Source organism: Anabaena sp. TISTR 8404, from assembly GCF_056847745.1.
This window is the reverse complement of the sequence record NZ_CP180578.1, coordinates 1,147,008-1,167,990: the sequence shown is the minus strand read 5'-3', so window position 1 is coordinate 1,167,990 and position 20,983 is coordinate 1,147,008. Positions and strand designations below refer to the sequence as shown.

At 39.9% G+C, this 20,983-nt stretch carries 19 protein-coding genes; 6 read left to right on the top strand and 13 right to left on the bottom strand.

Annotated features, from left to right (window positions below):
* Positions 1-21: 21 nt before the first annotated feature.
* Both ACMX3D_RS04980 and ACMX3D_RS04975 read right to left on the bottom strand, forming a co-directional pair.
* A complete protein-coding gene (locus tag ACMX3D_RS04980; protein ID WP_482750352.1) occupies positions 22-3,354 on the bottom strand; it encodes an FHA domain-containing protein in 3,333 nt (1,110 codons plus the stop codon).
* 380 nt (positions 3,355-3,734) lie between these two features.
* Positions 3,735-4,691 (bottom strand): DUF928 domain-containing protein, encoded by a 957-nt coding sequence (locus ACMX3D_RS04975; protein WP_482750351.1) that lies wholly within the window; start codon positions 4,689-4,691, stop codon positions 3,735-3,737.
* A 520-nt stretch (positions 4,692-5,211) separates the two neighbouring features.
* Between ACMX3D_RS04975 and ACMX3D_RS04970 the strand changes: the two genes are divergently transcribed.
* Entirely contained in the window at positions 5,212-6,783 is a 1,572-nt protein-coding gene (locus tag ACMX3D_RS04970) for a metallophosphoesterase family protein (protein ID WP_482750350.1), read from the top strand.
* A 100-nt stretch (positions 6,784-6,883) separates the two neighbouring features.
* Here the strand turns inward: ACMX3D_RS04970 and ACMX3D_RS04965 are convergent, their stop codons facing one another.
* Complete coding sequence (locus ACMX3D_RS04965; RefSeq protein ID WP_482750349.1) at positions 6,884-7,048, bottom strand: hypothetical protein; 165 nt, start codon at positions 7,046-7,048, stop codon at positions 6,884-6,886.
* A gap of 459 nt (positions 7,049-7,507) precedes the next feature.
* Between ACMX3D_RS04965 and ACMX3D_RS04960 the strand changes: the two genes are divergently transcribed.
* Positions 7,508-7,846, top strand: a complete 339-nt coding sequence (locus tag ACMX3D_RS04960; RefSeq protein ID WP_482750348.1) for a hypothetical protein — start codon at positions 7,508-7,510, stop codon at positions 7,844-7,846.
* A gap of 2 nt (positions 7,847-7,848) precedes the next feature.
* Here ACMX3D_RS04960 and ACMX3D_RS04955 read toward each other — a convergent pair whose 3' ends face one another.
* Positions 7,849-9,048, bottom strand: a complete 1,200-nt coding sequence (locus ACMX3D_RS04955) for an AAA family ATPase (RefSeq protein WP_482750347.1) — start codon at positions 9,046-9,048, stop codon at positions 7,849-7,851.
* 553 nt (positions 9,049-9,601) lie between these two features.
* Between ACMX3D_RS04955 and ACMX3D_RS04950 the strand changes: the two genes are divergently transcribed.
* The 3 genes from ACMX3D_RS04950 to ACMX3D_RS04940 all read left to right on the top strand — a co-directional run bounded on the left by ACMX3D_RS04950 (position 9,602) and on the right by ACMX3D_RS04940 (position 10,749).
* On the top strand, positions 9,602-9,853 hold the full coding sequence (locus ACMX3D_RS04950; protein WP_482752464.1) for a hypothetical protein: 252 nt from the start codon (positions 9,602-9,604) through the stop codon (positions 9,851-9,853).
* A 24-nt stretch (positions 9,854-9,877) separates the two neighbouring features.
* Positions 9,878-10,396, top strand: a complete 519-nt coding sequence (locus ACMX3D_RS04945; protein ID WP_482750346.1) for a DUF411 domain-containing protein — start codon at positions 9,878-9,880, stop codon at positions 10,394-10,396.
* Positions 10,397-10,542: 146 nt separating this feature from the next.
* A complete protein-coding gene (locus ACMX3D_RS04940) occupies positions 10,543-10,749 on the top strand; it encodes a capsule biosynthesis protein (protein WP_482750345.1) in 207 nt (68 codons plus the stop codon).
* A gap of 46 nt (positions 10,750-10,795) precedes the next feature.
* On the opposite strand, the gene ACMX3D_RS04935 is transcribed toward ACMX3D_RS04940, so the two are convergent.
* The 4 genes from ACMX3D_RS04935 to ACMX3D_RS04920 all read right to left on the bottom strand — a co-directional run bounded on the left by ACMX3D_RS04935 (position 10,796) and on the right by ACMX3D_RS04920 (position 15,528).
* Complete coding sequence (locus ACMX3D_RS04935) at positions 10,796-12,412, bottom strand: serine/threonine protein kinase (RefSeq protein ID WP_482750344.1); 1,617 nt, start codon at positions 12,410-12,412, stop codon at positions 10,796-10,798.
* Between the two features lie 261 nt (positions 12,413-12,673).
* Entirely contained in the window at positions 12,674-14,440 is a 1,767-nt protein-coding gene (gene argS / locus ACMX3D_RS04930; RefSeq protein ID WP_482750343.1) for an arginine--tRNA ligase, read from the bottom strand.
* 134 nt (positions 14,441-14,574) lie between these two features.
* The gene (locus tag ACMX3D_RS04925; RefSeq protein WP_482750342.1) at positions 14,575-14,781 is read right to left on the bottom strand and encodes a glycogen debranching protein; all 207 of its coding nucleotides are present in this window, start codon (positions 14,779-14,781) and stop codon (positions 14,575-14,577) included.
* Between the two features lie 288 nt (positions 14,782-15,069).
* The gene (locus tag ACMX3D_RS04920; RefSeq protein WP_482750341.1) at positions 15,070-15,528 is read right to left on the bottom strand and encodes a hypothetical protein; all 459 of its coding nucleotides are present in this window, start codon (positions 15,526-15,528) and stop codon (positions 15,070-15,072) included.
* Positions 15,529-16,096: 568 nt separating this feature from the next.
* Between ACMX3D_RS04920 and ACMX3D_RS04915 the strand changes: the two genes are divergently transcribed.
* Complete coding sequence (locus ACMX3D_RS04915; RefSeq protein ID WP_482750340.1) at positions 16,097-16,552, top strand: response regulator; 456 nt, start codon at positions 16,097-16,099, stop codon at positions 16,550-16,552.
* 62 nt (positions 16,553-16,614) lie between these two features.
* On the opposite strand, the gene ACMX3D_RS04910 is transcribed toward ACMX3D_RS04915, so the two are convergent.
* The 5 genes from ACMX3D_RS04910 to ACMX3D_RS04890 form a co-directional block, all read right to left on the bottom strand.
* Positions 16,615-17,742 (bottom strand): hybrid sensor histidine kinase/response regulator, encoded by a 1,128-nt coding sequence (locus ACMX3D_RS04910; RefSeq protein WP_482750339.1) that lies wholly within the window; start codon positions 17,740-17,742, stop codon positions 16,615-16,617.
* 26 nt (positions 17,743-17,768) lie between these two features.
* Entirely contained in the window at positions 17,769-19,103 is a 1,335-nt protein-coding gene (locus ACMX3D_RS04905) for an ATP-binding response regulator (RefSeq protein ID WP_482750338.1), read from the bottom strand.
* Between the two features lie 271 nt (positions 19,104-19,374).
* Positions 19,375-19,806 (bottom strand): response regulator, encoded by a 432-nt coding sequence (locus tag ACMX3D_RS04900; RefSeq protein WP_482752277.1) that lies wholly within the window; start codon positions 19,804-19,806, stop codon positions 19,375-19,377.
* Positions 19,807-20,108: 302 nt separating this feature from the next.
* Positions 20,109-20,414 carry a hypothetical protein gene (locus ACMX3D_RS04895; protein ID WP_482750337.1) on the bottom strand — a complete coding sequence of 102 codons (306 nt, stop codon included), beginning with the start codon at positions 20,412-20,414 and terminating at the stop codon, positions 20,109-20,111.
* Between the two features lie 272 nt (positions 20,415-20,686).
* Positions 20,687-20,812, bottom strand: a complete 126-nt coding sequence (locus tag ACMX3D_RS04890) for a hypothetical protein (RefSeq protein ID WP_482750336.1) — start codon at positions 20,810-20,812, stop codon at positions 20,687-20,689.
* Between the last annotated feature and the right edge of the window lie 171 nt (positions 20,813-20,983).

Genomic DNA, 20,983 nt, shown 5'->3' with positions numbered 1-20,983 from the left:
TATGCCATCCCAGTTAAAATGCTAGAGTTGCGTCACTGAACAAGCTTGTCCCATACTTGCTTGCAGACGATTACTCAAAAGCTCCAAGATATTTCTGGCTAGTAATGTGTCTTGTGCCAACACTGCCTCAAAATTCTCGGCATTGATTCTTAATGTCTTCGTCCTAGTGCCAGATGCTACTATGGTCGCCGCATAATTGGTGTGGTTTAATACCTCCAATTCACCAATCGTTTGCCCAGGTAAGATAATTCCTGACATATCTTGATTACCCATGCTTTGACTAACTCTAGCCTCACCATCGATTAAGACTATCAGGTCATGGGCAGGTGTACCCATGCGGCAAATTTCTTCTTCTGGGCGGTAAACTCGGACATGGCTATTTTTCGCCAAATCAATTAAGACATTTGCTTTCAATCCTGAGAAGAAACTGCTCTTATACAGCCATAACAACTTTTCTAAGGTTCCTAAAGCATCAGCAACAGTATCTTCTTGTTGGGCTTGCATTTCCCACTGCACCAGAATTACTAGGTCGTCGCCACTGCTGAAGCGGACGACATCACCTTGTTTGAGTTGTGTTTGCTGGTCAAGGATTTGCGTTTTGCCAATACGTAGACCATTGCTGCTACCCAAGTCTTTGACGCTCACGCCTTTTTCATCTATGTAGAAGATGGCGTGCTGGCGAGAAACGCGGTTATCGGAAATGATGATGTCGTTGCCAACTTCCCGCCCGACGCGAACTGTTGACTGTTGAAACACTCTGCGTTCTACGCGTCCCATGATTTTGATTTGAGCAATCATGGTTGGGACTGTGGTTTTGCTGTGTTGCTGCCCTTGACCTAGAATGCGTTCGGCTGTTTCGATCACTAGAGGATCTTTAGTGGTTTTGCTATCTAACAACTGACGCGCTTGCTGGAAGCCTAGACTGGGATCGATTTGATGTAGGGCATACAGACTAGCTGCTTGGACTAAAGGATCAATGTCTTGCAACAGTTGCATTAGGACATCAATAATCACATCAGAACGTAATGCGGGTTCTGGGATTTGGGTGGGCGCGACGATGGAACTCCAACTAGAGGTGGTTGGATCAGAATTTGGCGTGAAATTGTTTCTGGGAACGTCGATTTGTGTATCGGCGATGCCATTATTTAAGTCTGTGGCTAGGGGAACTGATTGAGTTACGAGGTCTTTGGCTTGGCGTAAGGAAGAGATGACTCTCATACTCAGACGAGACATCCATTTCGATTGCTCTTCAGTAGACCGCAGAATTTCTCCGAGGATATTTGCTGCGAGTACACCTATAGAACGGGCAATATCGAGGGCTTCTGGGGTATCTCCTAAAATTTCGAGGATGCTAAGTAATTGAGTAACAATCAGTTTTTGTTTTTCTTGAACTGCTTGTCGCAGTAAGACATAAACCGGTGCGTGGGGATTGGAAACTAAGTTTTGTAGTGCTTGATAACGAACTGCTAGGTCTTGCAGTTGGGATAATAGCTGTTCAGCTGTCCTCAGTAGTGCGCCATCTTGGTTAAACATTTCTGCCAAGACTTGTTCTTGTTCGGCGGCTGTGATGGCATATTCTTGCCGCAAGGCTAAGATTTGCTTTTGCTTGCGCTCGAAGGCATCTGACAAGGGAGTGCCTGTTTCTACTAGTTCTTGAATAACTAATTCGAGAGCGCGGCGATAGCTATCAATGCGCAGTTGGTTTTCGCGGCTGAGTTGTCTTTGGGGATCGAGGAGGGATGGGTCTTCTACACCTAGTTCTGCGAGGACAGAGTAATGCTCTTCATCGCTAACGTTCAATTCTTTGCGGACATCTTTGAGAACTTCTAAGCTGTCGGCAGATTGGACATTACCTTCTTCTAGGGATTCTTGCAATACACCTTTATATACGCGCAGTCTGTCGGCACGGCTAAAACCAGGTAGAACTTTAGCTAGAACATAGACTTCGTTGGGAAGTAGGTCTTGGAGCGATCGCCCTTCGAGGAATTTGCCCCAATCTACTGCTAGTTTGTTCAACTGACGACGCAAACTACTTGCCAAACTCTCACGGGAATAATTGTCTTTGCTGCGTCCTAAACTTCTGTGTAACCACAAGCTGCTGACTAAAACGACCACAGCGTTGAGTACTAAAATCCCCCAAGTAGGAAACAAACTGATGTTGGGACGACCACCAAACATGAAGAAGACGTTGAAGGAGATAAATGTACACAAAACAAAGCAAGTATGTAAAATATCTTCTTCGCTGACATTTCTACCTCTGCGTTTTAGAAACGCTCGATAAGCGTTTTCTAAGGTCTGACAAATGAAGTAGCTTAAGCCCGCACATACAGCCAGGGTAATGGGCGACGCGATGATTTTCGGAATGGGAATAGCTTGTTCAAAGATATAAAAACCTGGGTTGAATAAGGTGCTTAACTGCCCTTCTTCATGTGTCCAAGCTCCTGAGTAGTAATAGTCCCAGTTGCCTGCATATAAGAAATAGTAGAAGTAGAAACCAAACATCAAACCAAAATAGGTGTAGAAAACTACTTTTTGGTCATGTCTGGTGATTCCTTCCCAGTAGGAACGTTCTGAGTCAATGTCTATGCAAGGAGATTGGCAACTGACGCAAGCACTTTTTTCTTTGCCGCTGGTATCTACACTCCGACACATGGATTGGGTGATGCTTTGGGGTGGTTTGAGGTGAGCATCAGTACCTAACAAGCCTCTCGGCCCTGTATAAAACATTTGCACTGGAGCCATTGGGCAGAAGTATTGACACCAACTTCTACCTTTGAATAAATAGCCTACGGCAATGGAAGCGCTGATCGTAAACAACAAAAATATCGCCATTGCGGTGCGATCGCTGTTCACAAATAAAATGCGGATGTTCAATCCCAAGTAGAAAAGGAACATTTGCATGTAGAGGTAATTGCGCCCTAACCATGATTCTTTTTCTACCCCAGCTAATTCGTAACGAATATTGCCTGTTTCTGGGTTAACAACTTTGCGTTTGCGCTGAATTCCCAAAGCGCGGGGAATTTGGGAGAAGAAATATAAAGGACAAATCCGCCGCCAAACTTCATGCCCAAGTAGCACCAAAATCATGATCCCGATGGGCAATACCATTGCCCAGAAGATCCGCGCTCCCATCGGATAAGGCTGTTCTGGTAAACATACACCCTGAACTGCCACGCAATCATCTGGGTCGAGATACTTCTCTGGATGGAGATGAAAGGGACTCGCAGTATTACTTGGGTCGGTTAACCATACTGAAAGCGGATCGTAAAATAAAGAAAAGATTAATGTCAGCCAGCCGATAGCAAGCAGCCACCTGACGATATGCATCTTTTTTTCTGAGACTTGACTAATCATTGTTTGCAGTTGCTATAACGTTAGATTTCTACTAAGTAATAGTGGATAAAATTCCCTAGACTACGTAAAAGTTCATAAAAAAACTACCAGCTATTTCTTGTGTACTCATCGGTAAAAACTTTGTCTAAGACACAAGGAAATGTAGCCTAGCAAGCAACTTGATATTTGATTGCTTGTAATTTTGTTTGATGTCTAGTGATTATACAAATTGATTACACTTGCTATTGGTGAAGTTTGTTTACTTTTAGTACTCCTTTTACACGTACGTATGATGTTATAAGGTTTTGCATGAAGGAAATTAAAAGTTTTTCTTAATCCTTGTTTCACCACAGTAAAGTTTTTGTCTTATGAGTGATGAACAAAGTTTTACCAGTATGTAACTACTGAATTGTGCAACAAGATACCAGAGGTTCTTGAGTAATTGCTTCTAACCCTCCAGAGCGTAATAAATCTTCCCAATCATTTTTAATTGTCAGATCGTTAGGGCTAGATTTACGCAATTCACTTAGAATTGCTAAAGAATCTTCCCAAAATCCCGATAAGGCGTAAATTGCTGCTTGTTCTTCTGGGTTGACTTTAGCTAATTCTGTCTTGAGTTTGGTATCAGGGGCAATCCGTTCAATTGAACCAGAAACTACATAGTCTTGCTGTGGATCGCTGCGATCGCAAATTAGTGAAAAGTCCCATCGATAAGTTTTTCCAACTTTTAAACTTGGCACATTTGGTTTTTCTGGCAAGCTCAGGCTGACAATACCAGCTTTAGTTGGCGCTGGCAAGGTTTTTTGATACACAATATTGTCTTCATCTGACAACACCAGTTCCATGACTGGTGCAGATGTTTGCGGTACATAAAAGAAAAACGTCGGATTAGCAGCAGTTGTTTTTTGCAATCCAAAAACTGGTGTCAGCGCTGTTAAGGGTTTTTTCCCTTGAATGCAAGCTTCACCTGTTTCGCTAAGACGAGTTCCAGGGCCACGCGTTCCTCCCGGTACTTGCCGCACGGGTTTACCTAAGCTTGTAGGAATGTATGTAACATAGGTTTTACGCTTGTTACCGTTGCTGCGATCGCGCAATATGTAAATTTGGATATTGCTTACTGCTGTGCTGGCATAGCGATCGCCTGGTTTTTCCTGAAGTGCTTGTTTAAAATAATTTAAAGCGGCTGAGTAATTCCGCTGACGGGTTGCACCATAACCCAACTGCATATACTGGTCGTATTGTGACTGAGCTTGAGCTAAGTCCAAAGGTGCGGCTACTGCTTTATCCAAGTTAACAGGTAACAAAGAGCCAAGCATTAAAGTTAGACAGACGCATCTTGTCAGGAAAAACGGTTTCATAGTCAATCCCTTCACTTGGGCTTTACTTTATGTTCATACAACATAGATAAGTCCCTTTTCGCAGAATCTATGCAAAATTTTATCTAGATTCTTTGACAATTTTCCGTGTGATCTGTGAAACTCTGGGGTTACTTGAGCCAGTTAATTCAGTTTCTCCCTGCTGCGAAAGCCTACAAATAAACTATCCCATCAGTAATAACTACAGTTTTTGGACGTTAGTGTTACTTACCCATCTGTGCTGGTGTATTCTTCCGTAGAAATACTATAATCTAGTTACAACTTGCTTGTACATCCTTTAATTCTCAAGATTAGTAACAGACCAAAAAGTTAAGCTAACTAATTTAGTTTATTTCTGTTAACTTGCCTTGACAAAGTGCTGGGTGTTGTAAATACTTCTGCGGTAAATACATAGCAAAAGTCAGAAGTCAGAAGTCAGCCTTCACCAAATTTGGTTTCTTAAAAGAGGGTTAATTACTGAAATAGCTACAATTGGTATGCGGTAGGAAAGCATAGTTAAAGTATGAGATTGATTTCTGAACCACCAATTCCCGTGAAAATTCAAAAAATGAAGGAGCGGGTACGGTGGAGACATGCCAGTATTATGCAGCGCGGCATCGACCAAACCAGCATAGTTATAGATGATGGCAAAGAAGAGACTCCCGAATTTTCGTTTTTGGTGATTGGGGATAGTGGGACAAAATCTCATTACGGACACCACCCGCAACGAGAAGTAGCTGAATTAATGCTGGCTCATAAAGATGATTGCCGTTTTGTGTTGCACACTGGCGATGTCATTTATGTGGTAGGTTCCCATGAATATTACCCAGCCAATTTTATTGAACCTTACTGCGAGTTTTTAATGGGTGGCGAGAACCCGAAGAATATTGCCTACGATCGCATGGTTTTTAACTTACCGTTTTTACCAGTTCTCGGCAATCATGATTACTATGATGTGCCGTTTATGTATCGTCTCATCACTGGTAGTACACTGCGACTACGGCGAATGCTGCGTTACAAAGATTTTGAAATTGGGTGGCATGGTTCTAATCAAGGTGATGCTTATGCACGAGCCTTTCTAGACTATCTAGCAGCGATTAATCCCCAAGAAGCATTGCAAGAGCATTTAGACCAGTACTACACTGGAAAAACTGATGCGGGTCGCTGTTTACGTTATGTACCGGGAGAGTTTACCCGTGTTCCCAATCGTTATTACACCTTTCGGTATGGTGGTATAGATTTTTTCGCTCTTGATTCTAATACATTTAATACACCATCGCCGTTACCGTTAACGCAAGCCGGAGATATTTACCGTCGAGAATTACAAAAGCGCCGCCAGGAAATAGATCAAGAAGAAGAACAGATTTTGGCAATGAGCGATCGCCTGAATCCTGAAAACCCAGCCGATGCGGAACAACTCGACGACCTCAGTGCTAAATTAGACCAAATTAACGAAGTCAAAATCGACATCGAAAAACAATTATCATCCCACCAGTCGCCAACGATTGATTTTGAACAACTCGAATGGTTACGCGACAGACTCATTGAATCTTGGCATACCTCAGAAGTTCGAGGAAGGATTCTCTTTTTTCACCATCCTCCCTACGTCACCGAAGCGACAAAGTGGAGTCAAGCACAAACTTTAGCAGTGCGTCACCGTCTGCGTTGCGTATTGCAACAAGTAAAGGACAATCTTGGTTCCCTGACACAAGACCGTCCCATAGTTGATTTAATCTTCAACGGCCATGCTCACTGTTTAGAATATCTCCGCACAGTGGATACAGGATATGCTGATTCTCGCATTCCCTGTATTGTCTCTGGTGGTAGTGGTCGCCGTCCCCGTCGTCAGCGCAGCGAGGGAACAGAATTGCTGGAGACTTTTACAGAACTTCCTGGTAGTCCAACTCGCAAAGTAGCAGATTCGCTGCTTTATGTTGGCAGGTATGGTTATGGTTCTCAAACACGCTTACCTTATTCCTGTGTCCGAGTTGATGTGCAAGATGGTTATCCACTTAAATTTATTGTTCGGCCTTTAGTAGCTGAACGGGTAGAACAAAAATGGTATCAACATCAAATGGAACCGTATGAAGTATAAAGTATGAAGTATGAAGTTGTATTTTTCATACTTTATGCTTTTTACTTTGCTCAAAATACAAATGTTTTCACCAACTTACCTATTAACAGATTTATAGGATTTACCACAATATAATTGGTAACCCTGCAATAAAAGAAGCAACACTTGTCCAAAGAGTAAAGCGCTCAAGATTTCCTTCATCTAAAGCAAGGCTCATCTGCTTAATTGCTGATAATAGTGCTGCTAATAGTAGTACAAAGAATGCAAAATATTTCAAAGCAATCATACTTTGCCCTACTTTCATGTAAAAGTAAACATAGTAGGTTTTTAACAGGTTAAACCATGTTTTTTTGTTCCTTATTTAGCAATTTGAAGCCTGAATTATTGAATAAATAAAAAATAGTTATTTTAGCAGCACGGAGTATTTAGAAGGCGAGAAGGTTGAGTTGTTGAATTTACTAGCATTTATGTCAAATTCCCAACAACAGGTTATGCAATGCTTCTTGACGTAACAAATATTCTGCGACTCGTGCGTAAAATTGGCTGGCATCCTGAAATTTATGGACTTTCATCAGGATGTTCCCATAAGTTAAAGGTTCGTACTTAACTTACCATCACTTCATCTACTACCAGAAAGAAATACAAATACTTCTAAAGGCACAAGAAAAATTCTTTGTTTAGATTAATAAATGTAAATAAGTGAAAACTCAAGCGTTGATATTAATTTAATGATTTCTTAATTATTATGCAGGCATCTTCTACGGACAATCAACCCAGAAAAATACCTAAAAGAACTCGTACTACTGTGATGATTGCCGTAGTTAACTCTATCCAAGAGTGCAAGCAGGCGGCTATAGCAGCTGAATTTCCGGCGGAGTGTGGGTTAGAAATGCTGAGGGGTTGTTTGGAAGACGAAGCGCAAGGCTGGTCTGATCAACAATTTCAAACTTGGTTTGAGGGTATGGAACTAAAATATGGACAACGTAGCCCTCTTGGTATTTCGATGATTAGTTTGTACAGGAGTGTAATGAGAATCATCAATACATGCGATCGCCAATTGAAAATCGAGCAAACTTATCAATAGATTTACACAAATTTCTGTGTAAATTCAGCGATTAAATCTACCCTACCTTTACGTAACATGGCTGGGTCTAATCTTTCTGTAGTGTTGCAAGTCATCAATACTACTAAGCGCTGCTTCATTTGAATACCAGATTCATCAATGACGCTTTGGTATAAAGTTCCATCCAACAAACTCAAAATATGTTCTGTTTTGTTGTTAGATTGCGCTATTTCTGAAGCCCGATTTTGAGCTAAATTGTCAGCTTCGTTAATAATAATACAAATCCGCTCTAAGTAAATTGGAGGTACAAAGTTAGCGATCGCATCATGATCCAAAATAAAAATTACAAACCCTAAAGGCATGAGAATTTCTTTGGCTACGGCTTGTGTCCAGGCGGTTTTACCTGTACCTGGTTCGCCGTGTACCACTACAGCTAACTGATTTTGATTGAGAACTGCTTGCTGTAATGAATCGGTAAAACTTTGAATATCTGCGGGAAATGTGCGAATGGGGAATTGACTGTGAACTTTACCCACACGACTTTGATAGCCACTTAACATCACAGCTAAATCGTATGTCGCTTTATTGATTAATGGTGCTAAATCTTTAGCCATTAAAGTATACTGTCGCCGACCGCGATCGTATGGTTCAATTTGCAGCCAAATGTCGTATGTTGACCAATAAGCATTAACAGTATTGATCACATCTAGGCGTTCCCAATTGACAAACTTCTCCACAGGAAAGTAAAAATCTCTTTCGGAGTAATACTGGGTAATTATGTTAGGCTGTCCTAAAATTTGTAAGACGCGCAAAACAGTAATTTCTTGTAGGCGGTTTAAAACATAATCAATGGGTATGCTGTTACGGCTAACAAATTGTAATATCGGTGTTTCCGTACTCAAAACATCTTTATACCGATGGTCTGGTGATTGTGGATCGGGTGTAATATAATTCCAGAATTTTTCTAATTCATAACGGGTATTTTCAGAAGCTATACCTAATAAGTTTGCCCACCAAGTAAAATTATTTCTCCCCAAAACCTCACTAAATGTACTCGCTAAATTAAAGGTTTTTTGGGCGAATTCCTTGCTGTCATTCTGTACAAGTTGCCATAAAAATTCCCAATCTAAATCTCGTTGTAATGGTCGCCAACCGCTAGTCAGTAAGTTTTGCTGTTTATTATTGGATGTGCTTTCGTTACTTCTAAAATAATCAAATTCCATATTTCTACTTATTTTGTAAAATGTTTGCTCAACTATAGCAATCTTCTTTGATTTCTCTACTCTTCATGAAGAGGGGGAATCGGGAATAGAGACTAGAAAGTAGATTTTTTTTGAACTCATGTAGGATGACTAAGTGAAGTACACCATTTAATATCGAGTTGATATCAAAGATAGTAATTTGGGCTGGGAGTAGGGAGTAGGGAGTAAAAAGATTATGTCTGAACGCAACTTAGTATAAGTCCCAAATCTAGGTAGAGAGCCTATTCTAATTCTGAATTCTGCTATGTACATGAAAGTAAATAAATATTACTTTGCTTAACTTTCTGTATCAAAGTGTTGTGAGCATTACGATTGTCTAAGATTCAACAAGAGCCAAACGATATCCTACAAGTATAGTCTGGTTTTTTATAGCAAGCAGAGAATCGACTAATCTTTTGTAACACATTGTAGTATAATTGTCTGGATAGCGCAAGTCTGTTCTCAATTTCATCTTGAGATGTAAAACTAGGAAGAAGTTCAGAAAAGTCATACTGATAAGGTCAACCCTTGGCAGTTGTTAGCAGTCCTGACTTATAGCGGTTCTCATTTCAATGAAGTACAAGAAAAAATAATTAACCGCAGATGGACGCAGATAAATTTTTACTTCAACAGAGTAGGAAACGCTATAGTAGCTTTGCGAGTGGAGTCACAAAAGAAATTATCTCAAGGCAAAGCTGATTTACAGCAAGCGCAAGCTGACTTAAAATTGGCAAAACAAAATCGCGATCGCTATCAACAAATCGCAAATAAGGCAATTTTTGAGTGATATCTTATCAAAAGGAATTGAATAATGCACAAAAATTTTTCTTTAGGGATTAGGAAATTATTAGCAGTGATTATTATAACTGTGGTGATCATAACTAGTAATACTACATCTGCGATCGCCGCCAGTAGTTGGGACAATGAAACTGAATCTTATTCCGGCAAGCAGGAAATCACTGTTTATCGTAGTCCTAGCTGTAGCTGCTGTGGAGATTGGATAGAACACGTAAAAAAGCATGGTTTTAAAATCAAACAAGATATCAAAACCGATGAAATGGAGGCAATTAAACAAAAGTACAACTTGCCGCCAGAATTAGCATCTTGCCACACTGCCATCATTAACGGCTATGTTATCGAAGGGCATGTTCCTGCTGATGACATTAAGCGTGTTCTCAAGCAAAAGCTGCAACTTGCTGGTTTAGCTGTCCCAGCAATGCCTATAGGCACACCAGGGATGGAAATGGGAGACACAAAACAGCCATTTTCTGTAATTGCCTTTAATAAAAAGGGTGAAGTTCAAATATTTAACAGTTATGAGTCTTATTAAGTACTTTTTTGCATAAGTTCGGCAATTTTTTAAACGCAGAGTGGTGTGGAGGTTAACGCAGAGAATGCAGAGTATTTTTTGCGCCTATTTTCTCCGAATTAATGAAATAGTGTACTAAACTAATACCATTTTGTGAGGAGTGCATGATGGTAAACCAAAAATTGATGCAATTACTTTCGTTTGGTTTTATTAGTTTTTGCTTTTGTCTTGGCTTGGGTATTGGTATTTTCATTCGCTTTGGACAGTTGCAACCATCAAATGCTGCTACTACCGCTGAACCTGAGATATTTCCATTTGCTATTCCTGCACCTACACCATCGCCAGAGAATAATGTTGTCACTTTAAATCGATGACAAATTAATACGGTGAAGTAGAGATTTTGTCATGTAAAATCTCTACTTAATTATCCTCAGTTTGTGGCTTTTCATCCTTGGAAGATGGAATGTCAGCAGAGGAATTTTGCTTATTTTCTACAGTTGGTACAACCACAGCCGAGGACTCTGAGCTTTTTGATTCTGTTGTTGGTGGTGGTACTGGTATCACTACAGGATTCGATCGCTTGTTGGATGGATTTGGAGTAGCTTGATTAGCAGCAGGTGAAGTATTATCAGGCGATCGCTTGATCGAATCTTCTCGTTTTGAACGGTAGGCTCTGAGTTTATCTACCAATGATGGAGAAGGCGAAGTGTTGGGAGTAACAGCCGCTTGTGCCGGATTTTGACGAGGAGAAGTTTCTGTGTCCTTTGATTCAAAAGAAGTGCTGCTGTTGGTATTTGTCTGTTCGGTGGTGGGTGCAGGACGGTTACGCCTGCGTCGTCTGGGAATGTACGCCGATTCAGTAGCAGTTGTAGTTTGAGTATTTTTGACGGTGTTAGTTGCTTCTTCTACAGGCGGTGGAGAAACCTGGTTCTGAGAATTGTTTTCCTCTGATTTTGTGATTGGGTTAGCAAACAGTGGTTTTGAAGATGACTGGGGCTGTGTGTTCGAGGAAAATAGACTAGTGATGCCAAAACCTGCGGTAGCTGCCACTAAGGCTACACCTACACCAATTAATACTTTAAAATCAGCTAGTTTTTTGGTAATTCCTATAAGAGGATTTCTCGGCGATCGCTTGCGTTTTTTACCGAAAACCCCCAGCCTTGGCTGCGCTGATAAGTCAACGGTGGCGACTGTGTTAGTTGCGATACCTTGGAGTATACCATTGCCTTCACTACCAGGTAAGAGTTGTAACCATTCTGCTACGGTTGAGGGACGAAAACGAGACTCAACCGCCATACCGCGCATAACAGCTTGATTCACTGCTGGACTGAGGTGAGGCTGTAACTCCTTGGGAGAAGGCATTTTTTCGCGATCGCGCAATAATGCTGGCATGGGAACCTGTGCTGTTAACAAAGCATACAAGGTTGCTGCCAAACCATAAACATCTGTAGCCGGGGTGCGCGGTGCTTGTGTGAGGTACTGTTCAATTGGTGCGTAGCCTTCAGAAACTATACCTGTATGGGTTTGTTTCACACCGCTATTAAATTCCCGCGCAATGCCAAAATCAATCAGTATTACCTCTTGAGTTCCTTGGCGGAGAATAATATTATCTGGCTTAACATCGCGGTGCAGCAAACCATTATTGTGAACTACCTGTAAAGCTGCCCCTATTTGGCGGATGTAATGAATGGCTGTTGCTTCCGGTAAGGGTATCCCAGGTAAGACAAAAGCATTGCCTAAAGTTTCCCCAGGAATGTATTCCATTACCATGTAAGGTAGCCCATCTTCTACAAAAAAGTCGCTAACCCGCACAATATTGGGATGGATACAAGTAGCTAATCTTCTGGCTTCATCTTGGAATTGGCGCTCGAACTTGGCAAAATCTGGATGTTGCCGCAAGCGTTCGTTAATAGTTTTCATCACTACATCTTGATTTAAGTAGTGATGCGTAGCCTTATACGTAATGCCAAAGCCACCGTGTCCGATTTCTTGGGTGAGGGTATATTTTCCACCCTGCAAAATTTTGCCTGCTAACATAGAAGTTTTGCGTTTTGAGTCCTGAATCCTGAATGAGCAGATGTATGGCTCCCGAAGTTGAAAAGCCTCCCTATCATCACTACAGCTTGGTCTTTTTCATGATACAGTAGCCTCACACAATCCATCTTGAAAATTAGGTAAAGGTAAAGCAGAAGGCAGAAGCTGAAAATATTCCTGCTGTTGACATTCACCCTTTGAAAATGTCCTTTTTCTGCCAAACATTAACAAGGTTTATTTCCTACTTCCTACTTTCTTTCTGAGCTACATTCTTTCCAAGACTTGAATTCCCAGTAAGGATAGTCCTAATTTCAAGGTTCTGGCTGTTAAATCACACAACACCAAACGGGATGTACGTTGTGGTTCTTCTGCATCTAAAACCCGGACACCGTGATTGCGATCGTAGAATACATTAAACTTTTTACTCAATTCGTACAGATATTCACATAAACGATTGGGCAACAAGTCTTGTTCCACATTACTAATAACTTCACCCAATTGTAGTAAATACTTCGCTAGAGCAAATTCTGTTTCATGCTCTAATATGACCTGAGCGTTATCTCCTAATTCTGCAAAGTTAATGCCACCCTTACGGCTAATACCTTGAATTCTGGCATAAGCATAGAGCATATAAGGCGCGGTATTGCCTTTAAGATCCAGCATTTTGTCATAGCTGAAGATGTAGTTACTAGTGCGGTTTTGGCTTAAGTCAGCATACTTAACTGCACTAATACCAATCACTTGGGCAACATTAGCGATAAATTCCTCTGTTTCAGTCCGCTCGTCTGCTTGTAATCTCTGTTCTAAATCAGCACGAGCGCGAACAATGGCTTCATCGAGCAAATCCCGTAACCGCACTGTGTCTCCAGAACGGGTTTTGAACTTTTTGCCATCTTCCCCTAACACTAAACCAAAGGGAACATGCACTAGTTCTACATCATCAGGAATCCAACCTGCTTTGCGTGCGACTTGGAAAAATTGAGCAAAGTGATTGCTTTGTCCTGCATCTGTCACATAAATTATGCGTTTTGCTTCATCTTTTTGAATGCGGTAGCGTAACGCGGCTAAATCTGTTGTGGCGTAGTTGTAACCACCATCTGATTTTTGGACAATTAAAGGTAAAGGTTCACCTTCTCTATTTGTAAATCCTTCCAAGAAAACGACTTTTGCACCTTGGTCTTCTACAAGTAAGCCAATTTTTTCTAATTCTTCGACAACTCCTGGTAATAATGGGTTGTAGAAAGATTCTCCCCGCTCATTTAAATGGATATCCAGCAAGTCATAAATAACTTGAAATTCTTTGCGGGATTGTTCACACAGCAGTTTCCAAGCATGAAGCGTATCTTCTGCACCTGCTTGTAATCTCACAACTTCTTGGCGTGCTGTTTCTTGGAAAGTTTCATCAGCATCAAACCGCTGTTTAGCTTGGCGGTAAAAGCTAACTAAATCGCCAATATCCAAAGCGTTGGCGGTGGTTAAAGCTTGGGGATAAACTTCTCGTAGGTACGCAATGAGCATTCCAAATTGCGTACCCCAATCACCCACATGATTTAACCGCAAAACATCATGTCCGCGAAATTCTAGAATTCGGGCGATAGAATCACCAATAATTGTGGAACGCAAATGTCCGACGTGCATTTCTTTGGCAATATTCGGACTGGAAAAATCGACAATTTCGCGCTGTGGAGTTTTGGCCTGGGGAACTCCTAACCGAGAGTCGGCGTGAATAGCTTTGAGTTGCGCTTCTAAGTAAGCTGTTTTGAGTCTGAGGTTGATAAAACCAGGGCCAGCAATTTCTGGTGGTTCGCAGATTTCTGAGACATCTAATTTCTCAACAATAGCAGAGGCGATCGCTCTTGGTTGCTGTCCTAATTTTTTACTCAGCGATAAAGCCACGTTTGCTTGATAATCACCAAATTTAGGATTACCCGCAGGAACTAAAATCGGGTCTACTGTGGCGTATTCATCGCCAAAAGCAGCAACCATTGCCTGCTCAAATTTTCCTTTTAATTGTTCTTGTGTAGCATTCATATATAAATGTTATCTGTGACAGGCAAAATGCGGCTGGGAATAGACTCTTCTCACAAGCCTGATTATTTTAACCTTAAAATATCGCAGTTACTCATTGCCTGAAGTCCACTCTGACTAACCTAAGCGCCTCTGCATCAATTGAGTTTTAAGGCATTAACTGGTACTTCATCCCAAGAATCAACTGTGCGTAATGTTGCTATCCAACCATCTGCTTTTTGTTGCTCGGTTAGATTTTGTTTAAATGACTCATGACAATCTTTGGCTTGAGACTCGTTACAACAAGCAATGCACGCATATATCATCCCAGACGGATCAATTTGCTCATTTACCCAAATAGTCATGAACTATTCCCTCGAAAGCTATACACCAATCAGATATTTGGTCATTTTAGCTTGATCTGTGATTTATCTATAGGAATCCGGTTTGGTTTGATTACTGAAATTAATTGTATGGGGAGGGAACAGGCAACAGGGAACAGGAAAGAAGGAATAAAGGGATACTGAGTTTTTTTCTCCAAATCAAATATGAGTCCTATATATGAGGGTTGATGGGTGACTGTTAATGAGCATAGTTGTTTGGAGAATTTGAGCGATCGCAAAAACTGAAGATTTACGGGACAAAATATCATATCAAAAACTTTCAGAAAATACATCTAAAGGTTTTAAGTCTGGTTCTACCCAATGGTTACGAGCTTCCCAGGACATTAAGACATCTTGGCGATAATAATTTTTAGGTAAATTTTTATCTTGCAACTTATGGATGAGTTTGTTTGTTAATTCCACTATGGGAATCTTTCTATCTACAACAGCTAAATAATTACGTACTGTGTAAATCCAAAACAGTGTCAGTGTTTCATGATAGCCACTGTTGGGTGTAGTCTGGATATTCATTGCTTTGTTGTAGCGCTGAATACTTTGACGGATTAAATTGATTGCTTGTTGTTCTTCATACTGAGTCAGATACCATATTGCAACTGTTAAGTGTGCCAAATGATTCCATTCAAAATGTGCTAGAGTGCATTGATTGAATCTTGTAATCAAGGTTTCAATCTCGTCAATTGTTTGATATTCGCGGTTTTGATGATTCATTGGGTATTATTGGTAAATTTTTCGTTGAAAAAATAAAATTAGATTACCAAACTCATGGATTAATGCAATTATGTACAATCACAAATTTAAATTTAGAGTTTCTGAAGCAAAAATATTTATAGACTACATTTATACTACTGAGAACAATATTGAATAAATTTAGGTAGAAATTGTACTAAATATTCTCAGAATGGCTGCCAAATACTAAGGATGGTGGTTAATTTTTTGTAGCTTATTCATAGCGATCGCTGACAGTATGACCAAGCAAGTATACCTATGAGTTTGTATCCTTAACTCGCTTAGCAATAGCAAAAATATAGCCCATAATCTAAATTAGATTTTTTTATATCAAATTATGATAAAGTTTTGCCAAAAAATTATGTAATTTTGCGTATAATCGAAAAGTACTGCTAAACCAATAAAAATCAAATTTTTTTCTGTTAACACTCTACTTTAGAAAATTAAAAAAAATTTAATTCTCAATCCGCTCCATCCTATCCCTTGTGGGATGGTTCGTCTGCACTCTGAAAAAAGACGATAAATCCCCATTGATTTTTCTGGAGAAAAGATGTATCTAGCACATTCATTTATCAGTGATGGAAAGCAGCATAACTCTCAGCAGCCTTTGATTTTGGCCGTGGAAGATAATGATGATAATCTCTTGCTGATTAGTTATGCCCTTGAGTCGCTAGGCTGTCAATTCATTTGTCAATCAGATAGTGCTTCTACGTTCTTGGTAGCTAAAGAATATCAGCCAGACTTGATAATGTTAGATATTTTGTTACCTAGTCTCAGTGGAATTGAAGTTGTGCATTATCTAAAGCAAGATCCACTAACTTATAAAATTCCTGTACTAGCAGTAACGGCTTTAGCTACTAGAGAAGACAAAGAACGCATTCTCAAGGCAGGATTTAATGATTACATCAGTAAACCATTCTTAATTGAAGATTTAGAGACGGTTGTTCGCCGTCTACTAGGAGGAAAACTAGAACCTCATTCAACTTATGAACTTTGCCAAGATTGATCAGAGGCTAGGGACTAGTACTTTTACGCAGCACTTTGCTATATATCTCTATTCGCCACTCCCTACAAGCTTTTTGGTAGTCGCACTGTAAATACACTGCCTTTACCAACTTCAGAGGCAAGGGTAATATTACCACCGTGAGCTTCAGCAATTCTGTAGGAGAGATGCAGTCCTAAGCCGCTACCAGAACGTTTATTTCTACCTTGACGAAATCGCTCAAATATGGTTGCTTGGTCTTCTGGGGCGATGCCATAACCTGTGTCTTCGACGGCGATGATTACCCAAGTTTTACCCTGGCTATTGTCTGATTCTTCCGAAAACCGAATTGTAATCCCACCTGTATCAGTAAATTTGATGGCATTACCCAAGAGGTTGTTGAATACACGGCGCAGTTCTAGTGCGTCGCCCATAACTACACCAGGATCTGTTTGATTTTGCTCTAAACCGCTGGTGTCTACTTTTACGTATAAATTTTTCTCGCTAGTCAGTGGTGATAATTCGCTAACAACTTCTTGTACTATCTCTGGTAAGTTGCAAACTTCATCATTGAAGGTCTTTTTCCCTGCTTCTAAACGATAAACTTCTAGCAACGTATTAACCATTTGCATTAAGTTTTGGTTGCTGCGAATCATGACTGCGATCGCTTGTTTCATTTCTGGCGAGATTTTGCAGAATGTTTCTTCGAGAAACAAACCCAGCATTCGATCAGCAGCTACTAGGGGAGTACGCAAATCATGGGTAAGACGAGATACAAAGTCTTCCCGTTGGCGTGCCATTTTTTGTTGTTCGTCTAAACTGTGCTTGAGTCGGAGGAGCGATCGCACTCTGGCTAATAGTTCATCTGTATCAAATGGTTTGCGAATAAAATCATCAGCGCCAGCATCCAATCCTTCTACCACACTAGATTCATGAAAGGCTGTGATCAGCAAAATGGGAATATAGCTTTTGATTTCAGGGTTCTGACGAATGCGGCGGGTAACTTCATAACCGTCCATTCCTGGCATCATCACATCGAGCAGAATCAAATCAGGCGGAGATTGTTCAACGTATTGTAAAGCTGATTTACCGTCTGACATTAAATCAATCTCATAGCCTTCACTTTCTAAAATAGTTTGAACCAAAATGAGATTATCTTTCGTGTCATCAACGGCAAGAATACGATCAACTTTGGGCTTTTCCACTACAGACATGATGATTCTACTTTTGTGCTAGGGATTTATAGTTTTAAGTTAGGATGCCTCATCGAGGAGCGGCGGGATTGGGGAGAAGCTTGATGAGGGTTATGAGCTAAGAAAAAAATATTTTCCCCATCAATACTTAAAGCCGGGTTTTTTCCGGCTCCATCTGGGGATAATATTTGTCGGGGTAGTTCAACTTTGAACATCGAACCAACGCCTAATTCGCTCTCGATCAAGATTTTGCCTCTCATCATCCGCACCAAAGAATCCACAATTGCCAAACCTAATCCTGTACCAGGATATTTCCGAGTCAGGCTTTGATCAACTTGGCGAAAGGCTTCAAAAATATGTTGAAAATCTTTGGGTGCTATGCCAATACCTGTATCCCGAACTGCGATCGCTATACGATTTTCATGCAGTTCTGTAACTTCTACCCAAATATTACCTGTTTCTGTGAACTTAATTGCATTCGATAGCAGATTCAATAAAATTTGGCGCACACGCACTGAATCATTAAATACCCAAGGATTTTCTAAATTTATCTGTGTTTGTAAAAATAACTTTTTTGCTTCTGCTAGAGATTGCATTTCAGCGACAGCCGTATTCACTACTGTCGTTAAATCAAATAATTCTGTTTTTAATTCTAGCTTTCCTGCTTCCAATTTAGAAAAGTCGAGAACTTCATTTAATAACATCAATAAATGTTTGCCATTATTGAGGATTCGCTCGACCATATCGGTTTGTTGATGCGTTAATTGACCGAATTTTGGACGCAATAATATTTGGGAGAAACCAATAATAGCATTCATTGGTGTTCTTAATTCGTGAGACATCGTAGCCAAAAATTGAGTTTTTAGCCTTGATGCTTCGATTAACTTTAAGTTTTGCAGTTGAATTTGTTGGCGTTGTTTTTCGAGTTCTTGATTTTTGCGCATGAGTTGCTCGTGACTTTCTCTTAGCTGTTGCAGTGCTAAGTTTGCTTGCATTTCAGCACGATACACTCGTAGAGCATTGCGTAAAACTTGTGCCAAAGTTTCTGAGGATACGCGAGATTTAGAAAGATAGTCTGTAGCACCAGCTTTCATCAATTCGACAGCAATTTGTTCATCTCCTTGAGCGGTAAGAACTACTAAAGGAACTTTGATTTCCGACGCATGTACCCTGTGAATTAGTGTCAAACCATCTTGATCAGGTAAGCGATAATCGAGGAAAACACAGTCATAGACGGCATTTTTCAAAGCTAATAGCGCTTCATAGCCATTACCAGCCTCTGACAGTTCCATTTTGATACCTGCTTGTATCAAAGCACGGCGTACTGCCATCCTGTCTACTTCATCGTCGTCTACAACCAAAATTCTCAGCGTTTCTTCCATTTGCTTTTATTTTCGCTGTCCAATGCGAGTTGATGTATATCATTTTTATTTTCAGGCTATCCAAATAAAAATTTTGAGATTTGAGTTATGAGTTTGGATATAGGAATTAAAAAAATCATCTTTGAGAGAAATTAGCCTATTGATTAATAAAATAATATCCCGATTTGGGAATGATCTTAGCTATTAGCATTTTTAATGCTCAATTATTTTGGCTTACTTTAATCTGTATCGCTTCATTCTTTGCACTTATCTCCCATAAATTTTTAGTAGATTAAGGGATTTCACATAATATCCAGTATTTGTTCAAAGTGGCCATCGTCTCCACAAATTTATTGAAGGTGAGCGGTTTCAGGATATAACCAGCAACATTTAAGTTGTAGGCTTGTACCCTATCTTGATCTTGATTTGAGGTTGTCATTACCACTACAGGAGTTTTGCATAAATTGGGATCAGCACGCAATTCTTGCAAGAATTCAATGCCGCTCATTTTTGGCATATTCAAATCTAGTAAAACTAAGCGACGCTCAGTTGGTAAATTTGGATATTGATCATGATTACTGCGCAACATTGCTAGGGCTTCTAAACCATTACTGGCTCGATAAAGTGGATTAGTAATATTAACTTTCTTGAATGCACGCTTGACATTCATGACATCAACTTCATCATCCTCCACTAGTAATATGTTAATCACTCTTTCCTGCATGGTTTTCGGAAACAACTCCACTTTTTGTTTTTGTCAAATAAATTACTGATTAAAATAGAGTTGATTATTAATAATTAATTACTTATGATATTTTTAGTGTTAGTAATTAATAACTTAATAATCATAAAGGAAAAAGGCTTTATTAAGCTCACTTTTATTGTAAATGAGCATGTTAATGCCTGTCCTCAGCCATTAGTGAGAGTTAATTACAAACATTTTGCACCTGAAGCTTGAGCAGTTTTACGCTCCAGATTGTTTCATCCAAGTCAAGTAAAAACTGCTGCCAATACCTGAGTTGGAATCTAAACTGATCTTCTCTCCTTCAGGTTCAACAATTTTTTTGATGATTGCCAACCCAATGCTTGTATCTTAGTAGCGATCGCCCACACCGCAGTGTGGAAGATTGTCAAAACCTTCTGCGGATATTGTGGGTTAGTACTAGGCCAGTCATCGGCAACGGTAAATTTGTAGTAATTATCTTGGTCTTGCACAGAAATTTTTACCTGATTATTAAGGTCTTCTTCTAGCCATTGTGAGAGATTAGCGATCGCTCTGAGTGGTGCGTTTTGGCAAAATATCCAAACAAAATTGTCTGGAGAATGTCGCAAACGCTACTTATACCTAAAGGCTTGTAAATCTGGTACACTTTGCCGCCATACCTGCTCAACAACCGCCAAGTCATCGGGATGGATAGCACTACACCAACTTTGACTACGAGACAATCTAGCAGAACGATTAGCTAGTTTACACCAGCGATCACTATATGAATCTGGTTTAATTTGGGAATTTACTTATGTAGTCAGGGAGTAGGGAATGGGGAGGAGCCACTGCGTTGCTTTGGTTCCCAAAGTTGTAGCAAGTGGTTTTATTTGGAAGTTCCTTAATTAATTTCTAAGAGGTTACCATCTAGTTGTATTAAGCTGATAAATTTGATAGTCTGATGCCAAATAAGTTTGATAACTTCAAAGATTTCACTATTTTCTAAGGTAAATTCATTTTTTCTCATTTATTTATTTTTTTGTTTTTTAGCCATAAATTATTATTAAATATTGTAATAATTTATAACTTGGAAAATAAAGTTTCAAGGTTGAGATAGGTGAGAAATTGCCATAAATATTTCATATTTTGTTATATAATATCCATATATCTCAGGCTAGATATTTACATCTGTCTTTTT

Bases quoted from the DNA above. Each gene is read 5' to 3' on its own strand.
- ACMX3D_RS04980 (WP_482750352.1), bottom strand. From the start codon at position 3,354: ATGATTAGTCAAGTCTCAGAAAAAAAGATGCATATCGTCAGGTGGCTG.
- ACMX3D_RS04975 (WP_482750351.1), bottom strand. From the start codon at position 4,691: ATGAAACCGTTTTTCCTGACAAGATGCGTCTGTCTAACTTTAATGCTT.
- ACMX3D_RS04970 (WP_482750350.1), top strand. From the start codon at position 5,212: ATGAGATTGATTTCTGAACCACCAATTCCCGTGAAAATTCAAAAAATG.
- ACMX3D_RS04965 (WP_482750349.1), bottom strand. From the start codon at position 7,048: ATGATTGCTTTGAAATATTTTGCATTCTTTGTACTACTATTAGCAGCA.
- ACMX3D_RS04960 (WP_482750348.1), top strand. From the start codon at position 7,508: ATGCAGGCATCTTCTACGGACAATCAACCCAGAAAAATACCTAAAAGA.
- ACMX3D_RS04955 (WP_482750347.1), bottom strand. From the start codon at position 9,048: ATGGAATTTGATTATTTTAGAAGTAACGAAAGCACATCCAATAATAAA.
- ACMX3D_RS04945 (WP_482750346.1), top strand. From the start codon at position 9,878: ATGCACAAAAATTTTTCTTTAGGGATTAGGAAATTATTAGCAGTGATT.
- ACMX3D_RS04940 (WP_482750345.1), top strand. From the start codon at position 10,543: ATGGTAAACCAAAAATTGATGCAATTACTTTCGTTTGGTTTTATTAGT.
- ACMX3D_RS04935 (WP_482750344.1), bottom strand. From the start codon at position 12,412: ATGTTAGCAGGCAAAATTTTGCAGGGTGGAAAATATACCCTCACCCAA.
- argS (WP_482750343.1), bottom strand. From the start codon at position 14,440: ATGAATGCTACACAAGAACAATTAAAAGGAAAATTTGAGCAGGCAATG.
- ACMX3D_RS04925 (WP_482750342.1), bottom strand. From the start codon at position 14,781: ATGACTATTTGGGTAAATGAGCAAATTGATCCGTCTGGGATGATATAT.
- ACMX3D_RS04920 (WP_482750341.1), bottom strand. From the start codon at position 15,528: ATGAATCATCAAAACCGCGAATATCAAACAATTGACGAGATTGAAACC.
- ACMX3D_RS04915 (WP_482750340.1), top strand. From the start codon at position 16,097: ATGTATCTAGCACATTCATTTATCAGTGATGGAAAGCAGCATAACTCT.
- ACMX3D_RS04910 (WP_482750339.1), bottom strand. From the start codon at position 17,742: ATGTCTGTAGTGGAAAAGCCCAAAGTTGATCGTATTCTTGCCGTTGAT.
- ACMX3D_RS04905 (WP_482750338.1), bottom strand. From the start codon at position 19,103: ATGGAAGAAACGCTGAGAATTTTGGTTGTAGACGACGATGAAGTAGAC.
- ACMX3D_RS04900 (WP_482752277.1), bottom strand. From the start codon at position 19,806: ATGCAGGAAAGAGTGATTAACATATTACTAGTGGAGGATGATGAAGTT.
- ACMX3D_RS04890 (WP_482750336.1), bottom strand. From the start codon at position 20,812: ATGAGAAAAAATGAATTTACCTTAGAAAATAGTGAAATCTTTGAAGTT.